Here is a 12,343-nt window from a genome sequence, read left to right on the forward strand (position 1 = left end):
CCCGGGGATCAAGGCTCAAAGAGGCGCACTGGAAGCCAGAACGCTAATCGACGGGGCATAGCGTTGCAAGATGTATCAAGGCCTTTTGCATACCCGAAGCGGGAAATCTTCACCGGACTGAAAGACGGGGAGGCAGGCCACGGTTGCGGCCCGCCCGCCCATGCCAGGCCGGAGATGCCCGGCTCAGGCGGATGCCGTCGCCGGCATCGCCTCCTCGAAGGCCGCCACTGCGTTCGCCGCATACATCAGGGAGGGGCCCCCTCCCATGTATACCGCAATGCCCAGGGTCTCCTGCACCTCCTCCGGTGTGGCGCCCAGGCGGGCCAGGGCCTGGGTATGGAAGCCGATGCAACCGTCGCAGCGAGCGGCGACGCCGATGGCCAGCGCAATCAACTCCTTGGTCTTGGCGTCCAGCGCACCGGCGGCGAGCGCAGCCTTGCCCAAAGCGCCAAAAGCCTGCATCAGCGCGGGCTGGCCGCTTCTCATCGGAGCCAGGTTTGCGCTGATTTCACGGGTAAGTTCCTTGTAGGACTGGGCGGACATGCGAAAGACTCCTTGCGATGGGGAAAGAGAAACAAGCGGGGAAACAAGCGAGATACGAGGGAAAACGATGAAGGCACCTGAAGGGGAAACGGTGCAGGGGCAGCGCCCCGGGCACCGTCCGTCCTTCTTTCATTAGAATAATCTAAATTAGAAAATGCTAAAATATCCTCACTGCAGATTCCCTCTCCTTCCCTCTTCAACTTCCCCAACCCGCCCGCACGCATGCCGAGTGCGGCTTCAGAGCGACCGCCACCATGAGTCTGAAAACCCTTTCCCCCGCCGCCGCCCAGCGCCTGATCGCCGACGGCGCCCTGCTGATCGATATCCGCAACCCCGACGAACATGCACGCGAGCACATCCCCGGCGGCCGCCTCATTCCGCTGGGCCAGATGTCCGCGCAGCCGCCCGCCGTGCCGCCCGGCGCCACCGTCGTCTTCCACTGTCGCTCCGGCCAGCGCACGCAGATGAACGCCGCGGCGCTGGCGGCCTGCGTCAACTGCGAGGCTTATCTGCTGGAGGGCGGCCTGGATGGCTGGAAGCGCGCCGGCCTGCCGGTGGCAGCCGACCGCAGCCAGCCGCTGGAGCTGAACCGCCAGGTCCAGATCGCCGCCGGCAGCCTCGCCCTGGCCGGCGCGGTGCTGGGCGCCACCGTGTCGCCCTGGTTCCATCTGCTGTCCGGCTTTGTCGGCGCCGGCCTGGTCTTCGCTGGTCTGTCGGGCTTCTGCGGCATGGCCCACCTGCTCGCGCGCATGCCGTGGAACCGCCGGGCTCTCACGGGCCAGCGTTGAATATTGTCTCCCGGGTCCCAGGGGCCCCCACCCTCCTGCACCTTCGGTTCAAGGCCAGGTACCTACAGGAGCGGCTTCGAGTGCTCCGGGAAGAGGGAAAAACCGCAGACGGCGTCGTGCTCAGCAGGCCCGATCGACAAGCCTCAGCCAATCCTGCCTCTGCGCCGGGCTGCGCGCTGCTGCTGGGCATGGGTGCTATTTCCATGGGCCTCGCCTCACTGCGGAAGAAGGGCGATGGCGCCTGACGCCGCGTCGCTTCGCCTCAAGGCCCGGCCGGAGAAATCCGCCGGGCCTTTTCTTTGGAAAAGAACGACTTCCTGGCTACTTCTGCGAGCGCTACCCCTCGCCCTGGACGCCGCCGGCCTGCGGTTATCCCCGTAGCCGCAATTCTTATCGGATAAATTCAGTTCCCGGATATCTCTCAAAACCTATCATGCACAAATCGCATTAAATCTCCGGCTGCGCGCCGGGCTTTCCTTTCTTCGCCTGGAGTCAGCCCCATGACGCTACACCTGGATTCCGCTTCACCTGCCGACGATGAAGGCTTTCTCCCCACGCGCCGACGCCTGTTGCGCGCCGCCGGTGCGCTGACCGCCGGCGCGGCTGCTGCACCCTTCGGCGCCGGAGTGTGGGCCGCCCCCGAGCGGCGCAAGCTGACTTTCGCCTGGAATGCCAACGCCTTCTGCCTGTCGCCCATCGTGGTGGCGCAGGAGCGCGGTTACTTCGAGAAGCATGGGCTGGACGTGGAGCTGATCAACTACACCGGCTCCACCGACCAGTTGCTGGAATCCCTGGCCACCGGCAAGGCGGACGCGGCCATCGGCATGATCCACCGCTGGTTGAAGCCGCTGGAGTCCGGGCTGGACGTGAAGCTGATCGGCAGTTCCCACGGCGGCTGCGTGCGCCTGGTGGGGGTGAAGGCCGCCGGCGTGACCTCGCTGGACGCCCTGCGCGGCAAGACCATAGGCGTGAGCGACCTCGCCAGCCCAGGCAAGAACTTCTTCTCCATCCTGCTCAACAAGCACGGCATCGACGCGGACAAGGAGGTCACCTGGCGGCAGTACCCGGCGGACCTGCTGGGCATCGCGGTGGACAAGGGCGAGGTGCAGGCGATTGCCGATGGCGATCCCAACCTCTATCTGCTGGAGAAGCGCAAGCCCAACGATTACGTGCAGCTCGCCACCAACCTTTCCGGCGAGTACGCCAACAAGGTGTGCTGCGTGGTCGGCGCCGGCGGCAAGCTAGTGCGCAACGAGCGGCCGGTGGCGGCGGCGGTGGCGCGCGCCATCGTCGAGGCCTCGGATTTCGTCGCCCACAACCCGAACGAATCCGCCGCGCTGTTCGCCAGGTATTCGCCGAAGGTGGAGGTGGAAGACCTGCGCAAGCTGCTCGGCACGCTGACCCACAACCACCACCCGGTGGGCACCGACCTGCGCGACGAGATCGCCTTCTACGCCAGGGATTTCCGCTCGGTCGGCGTGCTGAAGCCTGGCACCGACCCGGAGCGGCTGGCCAACCACGTCTACGTGAACGTGCTCGGCTGAGCGCGGCGCGGAGGAAACCATCATGGCATCCGCCCCCTACGCCAGCGCGCCCTACGGCCCCCCTTACACCGGCCTGCGCCAGACTGGCGCCAGCTATTCCGACGCCGGCGTCTGCCGAGCCCCCAAGGAACCGGCACCAGCAGACACGCCCGCGCCGGCCTCCGCCCGGCCGGCCATTCCGCCATCCGCCTCTGCCCGCCAGCCGCTGTGGTGGAGCGGCGCCGCGGCCGGCCTCGCCTGGCTGGCGGTGGGCGTGCTGACCTGGCTGCTGCCGAACGCGCCGGCCGGCTTCACCGAGTGGAACTACACCGTCGAATCCGGCATCGCCACCACCGCCGGCGCCGGCCTGCTGCTGGCGCTGGCGCTGGCCGCGCCCTGGCTGGGCAGCGCGCTGGACCGGCTGCGGCCCGCCGGCCTGTGGCTGATCGCGCTGGCGCTGTTCACCGGCGCCTGGCAGCTGCTCACCGCCAAGTACGGCGTGCTGCCCACGCCCTTCTTCGCCCCACCGCAGAGCCTGGCCGAGGTCTACATCGACGACTGGGCCCGCCTCTCCGACAGCGCCTGGCATTCGCTGCGGCTGCTGGGCCACGGCTTCCTGGTCGGCGCCGGCGTGGGCTTCCTCACCGGGGTGGCCATAGGCTGGTCGCGGGCGGTGGGCTACTGGGTGCATCCGCTGATCCGCTTCATCGGCCCGATTCCGGCCTCGGCGCTGCTGCCGCTGGCCTTCTTCGTCTTCCCCTCCAGCTATGCGGCGGCGGTGTTCCTGATCGCCCTGGCGACCGGCTTCCCGGTGGCGGTGCTGACCTGGTCCGGCGTGGCCGGCGTCAATCGCAACTACTACGACGTCGCCCGCACGCTGGGTGCCTCGCAGTGGTTCGTGGTGCTGCGGGTGGCCATTCCGGCGGCGCTGCCGCAGGTCTTCGTCGGCCTGTTCATGGGCCTGGGCGGCGCCTTCTCCATCCTGGTCACCGCCGAGATGATGGGCGTGAAGGCCGGCCTGGGCTGGTACCTCACCTGGGCGCAGGGCTGGGCCGCCTACACCAATATGTACGCCGCGCTGATCGTGATGGCGCTGGTGTGCTCCGGCCTCATCACCCTGCTGTTCGCGGTGCGCGACCGGGTGCTGTCGTGGCAGAAGGGGACGGTGAAATGGTAGCCCTCGCCCAGGTCCGCCCGCCGCAGCCGGTGGCATCTGCCAGCACTGGCGCCCACATCCAGATCCACCGCGTCAGCCACCACTTCGACCTCAAGGACGGCCCGCTGCCGGTGCTGGACGAGGTGGAGCTGGACGTGGCGCCCGGCGAATTCGTCGCCCTGCTCGGCCCCAGCGGCTGCGGCAAATCCACCCTGCTGCGGCTGGTTGCCGGGCTGGAGCCGGCGGCCGCAGGCGAATTGCTGCAGGACGGCCGCCCCATCCTCAGCCCCGACCCTTCGCGCATCGTCGTCTTCCAGGATCCCACCCTCTATCCCTGGCGCACGGTGCGCGACAACGTCGCCCTCGGCCTGCAGGCGCGCGGCGTACTGCGGCGCGAAGCCCACCGGGTGGAGCAGGCGCTGGCGCTGGTCGGCCTCGGCGAATTCGCCGGGGTCCATCCCCACCAGCTCTCCGGCGGCATGGCGCAGCGGGTGGCGCTGGCGCGGGCGCTGGTGAACGATCCGGCGCTGCTGGTGCTGGACGAGCCGCTGGGCAAGCTGGATTCGCTGACCCGGCTGGCGATGCAGAGCGAGCTGGTGTCGCTGTGGCAGCGCAGCGGCTTCAGCGTGCTGCTGGTCACCCACGACGTCGAGGAGGCGCTGTTCATGGCGCAACGCGTCATCGTCTTCAGCGAACGGCCGGCGCGCATCAAGGCCGAGCTCACGGTGGACCTGGCCTATCCGCGCCACCGCGGCAGCCCCCGCCTGGCCGAGCTGCGCCACCAGGCCCTGGGCCTGCTCGGGCTGGACGCCACCTGGTAAGTCCGGTGGCAAGCGCGCCGGCCTGGCTGGAAACCCTGCTGTGGCTGGTACAGGCACTGCAGGCCGGGCTGCTCGCGCTGGCGGATGCGCTCGGCCTGCTGCCGCGCCTGGACGGCCAGCCCCTGTGGCCCTGGCGGTGGCGGCTGGCCACCGAAATGCTGCGGGTGGATCAAGGCCTCGCCCGCCAGCTCGCGCTGGCCCTGGCGGCCATCGCCTTGTGCGCGCCGGCGGTGGTGCTTGCCTGCTGGCGACGGACGCGCCGCGCCGGGCTGGCGCTCGCCGCGGCGGCGCTGCTGATCGGCCTGCTGCCCATGTCCGCGCTGCTGCAGCCCGCCGGCCGCGCCGCCTTGCTGGCGGCCGCCACGCCCACCGAGTTCCACCATTCGGCTGCGGGTTTCGACAGCGCCGCCATCGCCGCCGGCGCGCCGCTGTATGCCGCCCACTGCGCCGGCTGCCACGGCGAGAGCGGCCGCGGCGACGGCCCGCTGGCCGCCAGCCTGCCGATGTGGCCGCCCGACCTCGCCCGCGGCCTGCTGTGGCAGCGCAGCGAGGGCGCGCAGTTCTGGGCGGTGCGGCAGGGGCTGCAGGCGGCCTCGGGCAGCGGGCGAACCCGGCTGCGGCATGAACCCACCAGCGGAGCCGACGCCATCCCCACCATGCCCGCCTTCGCCGCCACGCTGTCCGACCGGGAGATCTGGGCGGTGCTCGCCTACCTGCAGGCGCTCGCCGCCGGCCAGGGGCTGCAACGCGAAGGCCGCTGGATCAGCCCGGTGCCGGTGCCTGCGCTGGAGGCCGACTGCGGCGCCGGGCCGGGCCGCTTCACCCTCACGCCGGGACAGCGCCAGCGCATCGTCGCTGGCACTGCTGCGCCACTGCCCGACCCGCGCCTGCGCACCCTGCTGCTGCTGCCGCCGGATGCGGGCGAAAGCGCCATCGAGGCCGAGAGCGCCGACTGCATCAGCCGCTCCGCCGAGGCCTGGCAAGCCTTTGCCCTCATCGCCGGCCTGAGCCCGCAAGCGCTCGCCGGCAGCCAGTTCCTCGCCGACCGCGACGGCTGGCTGCGCGCCCTGGGCAGCGCGCGGCAGGATTGGTCGGACGGCGACATGGTCTGCCGCAGCGCCGCCAGCCCGTCTGAACCCGCCATCGAAACCCCGGCCGGCGACGGCCTCGGCCGCCTCATCGCCCGCATGGATGCAGAGCCCCTGCGCCCGCTGCGCGGCGCCTATTTCCACTGATCCGGTCCGCCACCCGACGTTTCTTTTCCCTTCATCCACGAGGAAACTGCCATGCCCACAGCCCAACCCCGCCAGCTCAAACTCAACGCCTACCTGAGCGGCTCCGGCGTCCAGGGCGACAGCTGGCGCCACCCCGGCGTGGACGTGGACGCCTGGCACAACTTCGAGCGCTACCGTGACATCGCCCTCACGCTGGAGCGCGGCAAGTTCCACTCCCTGTTCTTCTACGACAACGTCTACGCCGACATCGACGCCCTCGCCTACCACACCATCTCGCCGCGCTGGGACCCGCTGGTGCTGCTGCCGGCGCTGGCTGCCATCACCCGCCACATCGGCCTCATCGGCACCGCCAGCACCACCTACAACGAGCCCTACAACATCGCCCGCCGCTTCGCCTCCCTGGACCACCTCTCCGGCGGCCGCGCCGGCTGGAACGTGGTCACCTCCACCGGCGGCGGCGAGAACTTCAACCTCGACGCCCATGCCGACCACGCCCAGCGCTACCGCCGCGCCCACGAGTTCTACCAGGTGGTCACCGGCCTGTGGGACAGCTGGGCGGACGACGCGGTGGTGGCGGACAAGGCCAGCGGCCTGTGGGTGGACCCGGCGAAGGTGAGGCCACTGGCGCACCAGGGCGAGTTCTTCCGCGTGCGCGGCCCGCTCAACGCCGCGCGGCCGCCGCAGGGCTACCCGGTGATCGCCCAGGCCGGCGCCTCCGCCGCCGGCCAGCAGCTCGCCGCCCGCATCGGCGAACTGCTGTTCACCGCCGAAACCGAGCTGGAGCACGCCCGCGGCTACTACGCCGAGGTCAAGGGCCAGGCCGCCGCGCTGGGGCGCAACCCGGACCACATCGCCATCCTGCCCGGCGTCTCCCCCATCGTCGGCCGCAGCCAGGCGGAGGCGGAAGACAAGTACGCCGAACTGCTGCGCCACCGCGACCGCGATGCCACCCTGAAGGCCCTCGCCGCCTACGCCAGCCTGGGCGTGCACCTCGCCGGCCTGCCGCCGGACGCGCCGGTGCCGCTGCCGCAGCACATCGCCGAAACCAACAGCCACAAGAGCCGCCAGCGCCTCATCCTCGACTACATCCGTCAGCACCGCCCCACCGTCGCCCAGCTCTACGCCCGCTTCACCATAGGCGGCCACCGCATCCTCGTTGGCACGCCGCAGACCATCGCCGACGATTTCGAACACTGGTTCCGCAGCGCCGCCGCCGACGGCTTCACCATCATGTTTCCCTCTGCCCCCGCCGGCGTCGGCGACTTCGTCGACCTGGTGGTGCCGGAACTGCAGCGCCGCGGCCTGTTCCGCAGCGACTACAGCGGCCGCACGCTGCGCGAGAACCTGGGGCTGCCGCGGGTGCCGAACCGCCATTTCGAATGAAGCTCGCCATCGCAGCCTTCAGCACCACTCGCCCCGCGCCGCAAACCGCTCCGCCAGGAACTCCACGAAACTCCTCACCTTGGCCGACAGATGGCGGCGGCTGGGATACATCGCATAGATGCCCACCGGCTCCATCGGGTAGTCGCTGAGTATCTCCACCAGCCGGCCGTTGCGGATCTCGTCGCCGACGAGGAAGCGCGGCTGGCACATCACGCCGTGGCCGCTGGCGACGATCTGGTTGAGCAGGTCGCCGTTGTTGGCGCGTACCCGGCCGCTTACGCGCACGGTATGCGGGCCGTCCGGGCCGGACAGATGCCATTCGTTGCCCTGGGCGGAATAGCTGTAGATGGCGCAATGGTGGGCGGCAAGATCGCGCGGGTGCTGCGGCGTGCCGTGGGCGGCGAGGTAGGCCGGCGAGGCGCAGATCACCACCCGGTCCGAGGCCAGGCGGCGGGCGATCAGGCTGGATTCGGGCGATGGGCCGACCCGCAGCGCGAGGTCGAAGCCTTCTTCGATGAGATGCACCCGGCGGTCGCTGACGTAGGCATCCACGGTCACCTCCGGGTAGCGCGCCATGTACTCGGCGATCAGCGGCCCCATGTGGCGCACGCTGAAGGACACCGGCAGCGTCACCCGCAGCACGCCGCGCGGCGCCACCGTGCCGCGCGCCGCGCCGGCTTCCGCCTCCTCGATCTCGCCCAGGATCTGCACGCAGCGCTCATGGTAAGCGGTGCCGGATTCGGTGAGCGCCAGCTTGCGGGTGGTCCGGTGCAGCAGCCGGGTGCCGAGGTGGTCTTCCAGGTGCTGCACATGCTTGGAGGCCATTGCCCGCGAAACGCCCAGGCGCTCGGCAGCGGCGGTGAAGCCGCCCAGTTCCACCACCGCGGCGAACACCCGCATGCTGCTGAGCGTATCCATGTTCCATTCCCGTTTTTATCAACAACCAGGAAACAATCTATCCGCGGCGGCCGTGTTTATCAACGTCGGGTCGGGCGCTATCGTGGAATCGCCACTCCGGTAATACCGTTGAAGAAGGAAGCGGAGAGGCAGCATCGCCCCCCCACGACATCCAAGGAGCAGAAAAATGTCTGCCAACAAGCACCGCTTCGACCTTGCCGATCCCCTGGTCGTGCTCCGCCTCGCGCTGGGGCTGCTCTACGTGCCCCACGTCTATTACAAGCTGGCCGGCTTCGAGGGGTCGCTGGGCTTTTTCACCCGCGCCGGCTTCCATCCCGCGCTGTTCTTCCTGGTGTTGTCCCTGGTACTGGAGACGGTCTGCGCCGTGGGCCTCACCTTCGGCGTCCTGGTGAAGTGGGTCGGCCTACTCTCCGGCGGCCTGATGGCGGTGGCGGCCTACGCCACCATCGTGGTCAAGGGGCCGGGCTGGCTGTGGAACCTCGGTGGCGTGGAGTACCTCGTACTGTGGGGCCTGCTCTCGGTCACTCTCGCGCTGCATGCCTGGCGCGAGGAGCGGCGCGAGTACGGCCGCTACACCCTCTTCTTCCCCCATGCGGCCTGACGTGCCCGGAGACCCGCCGATGCGGCCATTCCCCGCCCTGACCCTGCTTCCGCTGCTGGCGGTCGGCGCCCTGATGACTCCGGCCGCCCACGCGGAAACCGCCCCGGCCCAGCAGCCCGGCCACCTGCGCCTGGTCGATCCGCTGGACCGGCCGAACGACGGCTACTGCCTGGACGTGGTCGGTTCCGGCCGCTACATCCGCTTCGACCTGCCGTTGACGGCGCACAACTGCAAGCCCGGGCTGTATGCCGACGAAGCGGTGGTAATGGAAGCCAACGGCTACATCCGCTTTCCCGCCTACCACGCCTGTGCCACTGTCGCAGGCCTGGACGGCCGGGCACTGCCCGGGGCGGCGCTGGTGCCGCGGGAATGCGGCGAGCGCACGCCCTTCATGGAGGCGGACAAGCTGCAGCGCTTCACCCACAGGCCGGACGGCCGAATCGAACTGACAGGCAGCGGCCTGTGCCTGACGGTGGGCAAGGAATCCGCCACCACCTTCGAGCCGACCCACCGCTGGCGACCATTGTTCGTGGAGCGTTGCGAGGCCACCGATGCCCAGCGTTCGCGCTGGGTGTTTTCGGTGCCGGCCGGGGCTTAGCGGCGGCCGTCGTCACCCGGGCAGGAAGCAGCGCTCGCCTCCAGCCGCCGTCGGCAGCTCTCGGCGGGTCCGGGGCGGAGAGGTCGAAAAGCCTTCAGATCACCTTGAAGCCGTGCGTGCCGTCCCGGCCCAGCTGGGCGACCAGGCCGAACTCCCAGTCCAGGTAGCCCTGCATCGCTTCGCGGGGGTTGTCGGTGCCCTCGTAGGGGCGGCGGTAGCGGTCTATCACCGGCGAGGCCAGGTGCGTTTCGCCGCTCTCCTCCTCCAGCCCGGCGGCGAACCAGGCGGTGTTGCCACCGTCCAGCAGCAGCACTTCGGCATCGGTCAGCGCCTGCACTTCCGGCACCACGTACCGGGCAAGCTGGCTGCTGCCGCAGGTGAGGACGTAGCGCGCAGCCTTGGGCACGCCGGCGAAATCCTCGGCCAGGCGGGAGCGCAGCAGGAACCAGGCGCCAGGGATGTGGCGCTTGCGGTAGTTGGCGCCGGTGGTGAAGTCCAGCACCACCACGTCCTCGCCGGCGGTCCGGCAGCGCGCCAGCGTCTCCGGCAGGATGCGGCGCACCGAAGGCGGCGGGAACACCGCCGGCTGCCACGGCCCGCGCTCGCGGAATTCCGCCGCGTCCAGGCCGTCCAGCACATGCACTTCCCAGTTCATCTGCGCCAGCCAGGAGGCGGTCATGTTGGCGCGCACGCCGTCGTCGTCCGCCAGCACGATGCGGCCGCCGCGCACCGGCGCCACCATCTCGGTCTCCTGTACCAGCTGGCCGCCGGCCACCGGGCGGAAGCCGGGCAGATGGCCGGCCTCGTATTCCTCCGGCGTGCGCACGTCGAAGAAATAGCTGCTGCGGCCCTGCTGGCTGCGCCAGCGGTCCACCTCCGCCAGGGTGGCGCGCTGCACCCCGGCGCGGTCGGCCACCGCGCGGGCGGCCTGCGCCGCCTGCTCGCGCGTCTGCGCCGACACCGGGGGAAAGCCGCGGTCGGCGCCGCGCTCCAGCGCCTGCCCGGCCAGCGTCCAGCCTATGGTGCCGTTGCGCAGCGCCGCCACCGGGTTGGGAATGCCGGCATTCACCAGCGACTGGGTGCCGATGATGCTGCGGGTGCGGCCTGCGCAATTCACCACCACCCGGGTGGCCGGGTCCGGCGCGAGCTCGCGGATGCGCAGCACCAGTTCGGCGCCGGGCACGCTGGTGGAACCGGGGATGTTCATGGTCTGGTACTCGTCGAAGCGGCGGGCATCGACGACGACGACGTCGGCCTTGGCATCCAGCAGCGCCTGCACCTCCTCCGCCGCCAGCGAAGGGGTGTGGCGCTCGGCCTCAACCAGTTCGCCGAAGGCCTTGCTCGGCACGTTCACATCGCGGAACAGCTCGCCACCGGCCGCTTCCCAGCCTTGCACGCCGCCGTCGAACACCGCCACGTCGGTGTAGCCCAGCCGGATGAAGCGCCGCGCCGCCTGCTCCGCCAGCCCTTCCCCATCGTCCAGGGTGACGATGGCGACATCCCGCCGCGGCAGCTTGGCGTAGGCATCCAGTTCGATGCGCGCCAGCGGGAAGTTGGCGGCGAACAGCGGATGCGCCTGGGCGTGGGGATCTTCCTCGCGCACGTCCAACAGGGCGATCTCGCGGCCTTCCAGCAGGGCGGTGCGAACCTCGGGATAAGTGCGGCGGGGCAAGGCGGGTTCTTCAGACAGGATGGCGGTGTTTGAGCTCATGGCAGGAGGAACAAAACATGTTGATTTCGCATGATATATTCCCCTTATCATTCCTCTAATCGCCTTTTCTGCTAAGCATCCGGCCGATGAAGAATATAAAGATCGACGACGTCCAATCCTTCGTCGCCGCCGTGCGCCACCAGTCCCTCTCCCGTGCCGCGCAGGCGCTGGGGCTGACCCAGCCGGCCGTCACCCGCCGCATCCAGAGCCTGGAGGAAAGCCTGGGCGCCGATCTGCTGGACCGCAACACCAAGCCGCCGCGGCCGAACGCTATGGGCCTGCGAGTGTTGGAACAGTGCGAGAAGGTGCTGCGCGAGGTGGATGCGCTGCAGGCCCTGCTCGCCGCCAGCGAACGGCCGCAGGGCAGGCTGCGGCTTGGAGTGACGCAGTCGGTGGCGGAAAGCGGTATCTCCCGCCTGCTGGAGGAATACCGCGCCGACTACCCGGAACTGGAGGTGGATCTGCAGACACGCTGGAGCGGCGAGCTGCTGCGAGGGGTGGAGAACGGCGAGCTGGACGCGGCCGGCGTGGCCTTCCCCGCCGGCAAGGTGTTCCCCGCCGCTGTTGCAGCACAGCCGCTGGGGCGGGTGGAGATGGGCGTGGTGGTCGCCCGCCAGGCCTGGCCGGAACGGCCGCGGCCCTACCGCCTGAGCGACCTGCGCCAGTGTCGCTGGATCGTGAATCCGGATGGCTGCGGTTTCCGCGCCCGCCTGCAGCATGCGCTCCGCGAACTGGGGCTGCCCTTCCGCCTGGCGATGGATGCCTTCGGCACCACGCTGCAGCTGAAGATGGTGGCGGACGGCCTGGGCCTGGGCCTCGCCAGCCGCGCGCAGCTGGAGCGCAGCGAATACAGCGCCGAACTGCGCCTGCTGAGGCTGGAGGATTTCGATCCATCCACGGAAATGTGGCTGGTGCAGCGCCCGCACCCTGGCGCTTTCGCCGAACCGCTGGGCCGCTTCAGCCGCGCGTTGGCGGACAGCCTGGTGCCCGAATGAGGGCCGCTGTGGGCAGCCACAAAATTCCGTTACCGCATATATCAATATAATTTTTATTCTCTTACTGAATC

12 protein-coding genes are annotated in these 12,343 nt (G+C 69.7%); 9 read left to right on the forward strand and 3 right to left on the reverse strand.

Annotated elements, in window-relative coordinates:
* Window positions 1-183 precede the first annotated feature (183 nt).
* Window positions 184-543: a carboxymuconolactone decarboxylase family protein gene (locus tag C7389_RS01395; RefSeq protein ID WP_133587611.1), complete on the reverse strand. Its 360-nt coding sequence runs from the start codon at window positions 541-543 to the stop codon at window positions 184-186.
* 254 nt (window positions 544-797) lie between these two features.
* Between C7389_RS01395 and C7389_RS01400 the strand changes: the two genes are divergently transcribed.
* From C7389_RS01400 to C7389_RS01425, 6 genes are all read left to right on the forward strand, one after another.
* The gene (locus tag C7389_RS01400; protein WP_133587612.1) at window positions 798-1,331 is read left to right on the forward strand and encodes a rhodanese family protein; all 534 of its coding nucleotides are present in this window, start codon (window positions 798-800) and stop codon (window positions 1,329-1,331) included.
* 500 nt (window positions 1,332-1,831) lie between these two features.
* Complete coding sequence (locus C7389_RS01405; RefSeq protein ID WP_133587614.1) at window positions 1,832-2,875, forward strand: ABC transporter substrate-binding protein; 1,044 nt, start codon at window positions 1,832-1,834, stop codon at window positions 2,873-2,875.
* A 22-nt stretch (window positions 2,876-2,897) separates the two neighbouring features.
* On the forward strand, window positions 2,898-4,031 hold the full coding sequence (locus C7389_RS01410) for an ABC transporter permease (RefSeq protein ID WP_133587616.1): 1,134 nt from the start codon (window positions 2,898-2,900) through the stop codon (window positions 4,029-4,031).
* Window positions 4,025-4,831: an ABC transporter ATP-binding protein gene (locus C7389_RS01415; RefSeq protein ID WP_133587618.1), complete on the forward strand. Its 807-nt coding sequence runs from the start codon at window positions 4,025-4,027 to the stop codon at window positions 4,829-4,831. The genes C7389_RS01410 and C7389_RS01415 overlap by 7 nt, the downstream gene beginning before the upstream one ends.
* A 5-nt stretch (window positions 4,832-4,836) precedes the next feature.
* On the forward strand, window positions 4,837-6,066 hold the full coding sequence (locus C7389_RS01420) for a c-type cytochrome (protein WP_133587620.1): 1,230 nt from the start codon (window positions 4,837-4,839) through the stop codon (window positions 6,064-6,066).
* Between the two features lie 51 nt (window positions 6,067-6,117).
* The gene (locus tag C7389_RS01425) at window positions 6,118-7,449 is read left to right on the forward strand and encodes an LLM class flavin-dependent oxidoreductase (RefSeq protein WP_133587622.1); all 1,332 of its coding nucleotides are present in this window, start codon (window positions 6,118-6,120) and stop codon (window positions 7,447-7,449) included.
* Window positions 7,450-7,467: 18 nt separating this feature from the next.
* Here the strand turns inward: C7389_RS01425 and C7389_RS01430 are convergent, their stop codons facing one another.
* Complete coding sequence (locus tag C7389_RS01430; RefSeq protein ID WP_162851632.1) at window positions 7,468-8,367, reverse strand: LysR family transcriptional regulator; 900 nt, start codon at window positions 8,365-8,367, stop codon at window positions 7,468-7,470.
* Window positions 8,368-8,533: 166 nt separating this feature from the next.
* On the opposite strand from C7389_RS01430, the gene C7389_RS01435 reads away from it, so the two are divergent.
* A complete protein-coding gene (locus C7389_RS01435; RefSeq protein WP_133587624.1) occupies window positions 8,534-8,968 on the forward strand; it encodes a DoxX family protein in 435 nt (144 codons plus the stop codon).
* A 19-nt stretch (window positions 8,969-8,987) separates the two neighbouring features.
* Window positions 8,988-9,566, forward strand: a complete 579-nt coding sequence (locus C7389_RS01440; RefSeq protein WP_211168148.1) for an RICIN domain-containing protein — start codon at window positions 8,988-8,990, stop codon at window positions 9,564-9,566.
* 94 nt (window positions 9,567-9,660) lie between these two features.
* On the opposite strand, the gene C7389_RS01445 is transcribed toward C7389_RS01440, so the two are convergent.
* A complete protein-coding gene (locus C7389_RS01445) occupies window positions 9,661-11,277 on the reverse strand; it encodes a rhodanese-related sulfurtransferase (protein WP_133587626.1) in 1,617 nt (538 codons plus the stop codon).
* A gap of 86 nt (window positions 11,278-11,363) precedes the next feature.
* On the opposite strand from C7389_RS01445, the gene C7389_RS01450 reads away from it, so the two are divergent.
* Window positions 11,364-12,272, forward strand: a complete 909-nt coding sequence (locus tag C7389_RS01450; protein ID WP_133587628.1) for a LysR family transcriptional regulator — start codon at window positions 11,364-11,366, stop codon at window positions 12,270-12,272.
* Window positions 12,273-12,343 lie beyond the last annotated feature (71 nt).

It is taken from the genome of Azoarcus indigens, assembly GCF_004361735.1.
Lineage (GTDB): Bacteria > Pseudomonadota > Gammaproteobacteria > Burkholderiales > Rhodocyclaceae > Azoarcus > Azoarcus indigens.

What these genes read in the sequence shown, in the direction of transcription:
- C7389_RS01445 (WP_133587626.1), bottom strand. Translation starts at nt 11,277, where the DNA reads ATGAGCTCAAACACCGCCATCCTGTCTGAAGAACCCGCCTTGCCCCGC.
- C7389_RS01450 (WP_133587628.1), top strand. Translation starts at nt 11,364, where the DNA reads ATGAAGAATATAAAGATCGACGACGTCCAATCCTTCGTCGCCGCCGTG.
- C7389_RS01395 (WP_133587611.1), bottom strand. Translation starts at nt 543, where the DNA reads ATGTCCGCCCAGTCCTACAAGGAACTTACCCGTGAAATCAGCGCAAAC.
- C7389_RS01430 (WP_162851632.1), bottom strand. Translation starts at nt 8,367, where the DNA reads ATGGATACGCTCAGCAGCATGCGGGTGTTCGCCGCGGTGGTGGAACTG.
- C7389_RS01440 (WP_211168148.1), top strand. Translation starts at nt 8,988, where the DNA reads ATGCGGCCATTCCCCGCCCTGACCCTGCTTCCGCTGCTGGCGGTCGGC.
- C7389_RS01415 (WP_133587618.1), top strand. Translation starts at nt 4,025, where the DNA reads ATGGTAGCCCTCGCCCAGGTCCGCCCGCCGCAGCCGGTGGCATCTGCC.
- C7389_RS01435 (WP_133587624.1), top strand. Translation starts at nt 8,534, where the DNA reads ATGTCTGCCAACAAGCACCGCTTCGACCTTGCCGATCCCCTGGTCGTG.
- C7389_RS01400 (WP_133587612.1), top strand. Translation starts at nt 798, where the DNA reads ATGAGTCTGAAAACCCTTTCCCCCGCCGCCGCCCAGCGCCTGATCGCC.
- C7389_RS01410 (WP_133587616.1), top strand. Translation starts at nt 2,898, where the DNA reads ATGGCATCCGCCCCCTACGCCAGCGCGCCCTACGGCCCCCCTTACACC.
- C7389_RS01405 (WP_133587614.1), top strand. Translation starts at nt 1,832, where the DNA reads ATGACGCTACACCTGGATTCCGCTTCACCTGCCGACGATGAAGGCTTT.
- C7389_RS01425 (WP_133587622.1), top strand. Translation starts at nt 6,118, where the DNA reads ATGCCCACAGCCCAACCCCGCCAGCTCAAACTCAACGCCTACCTGAGC.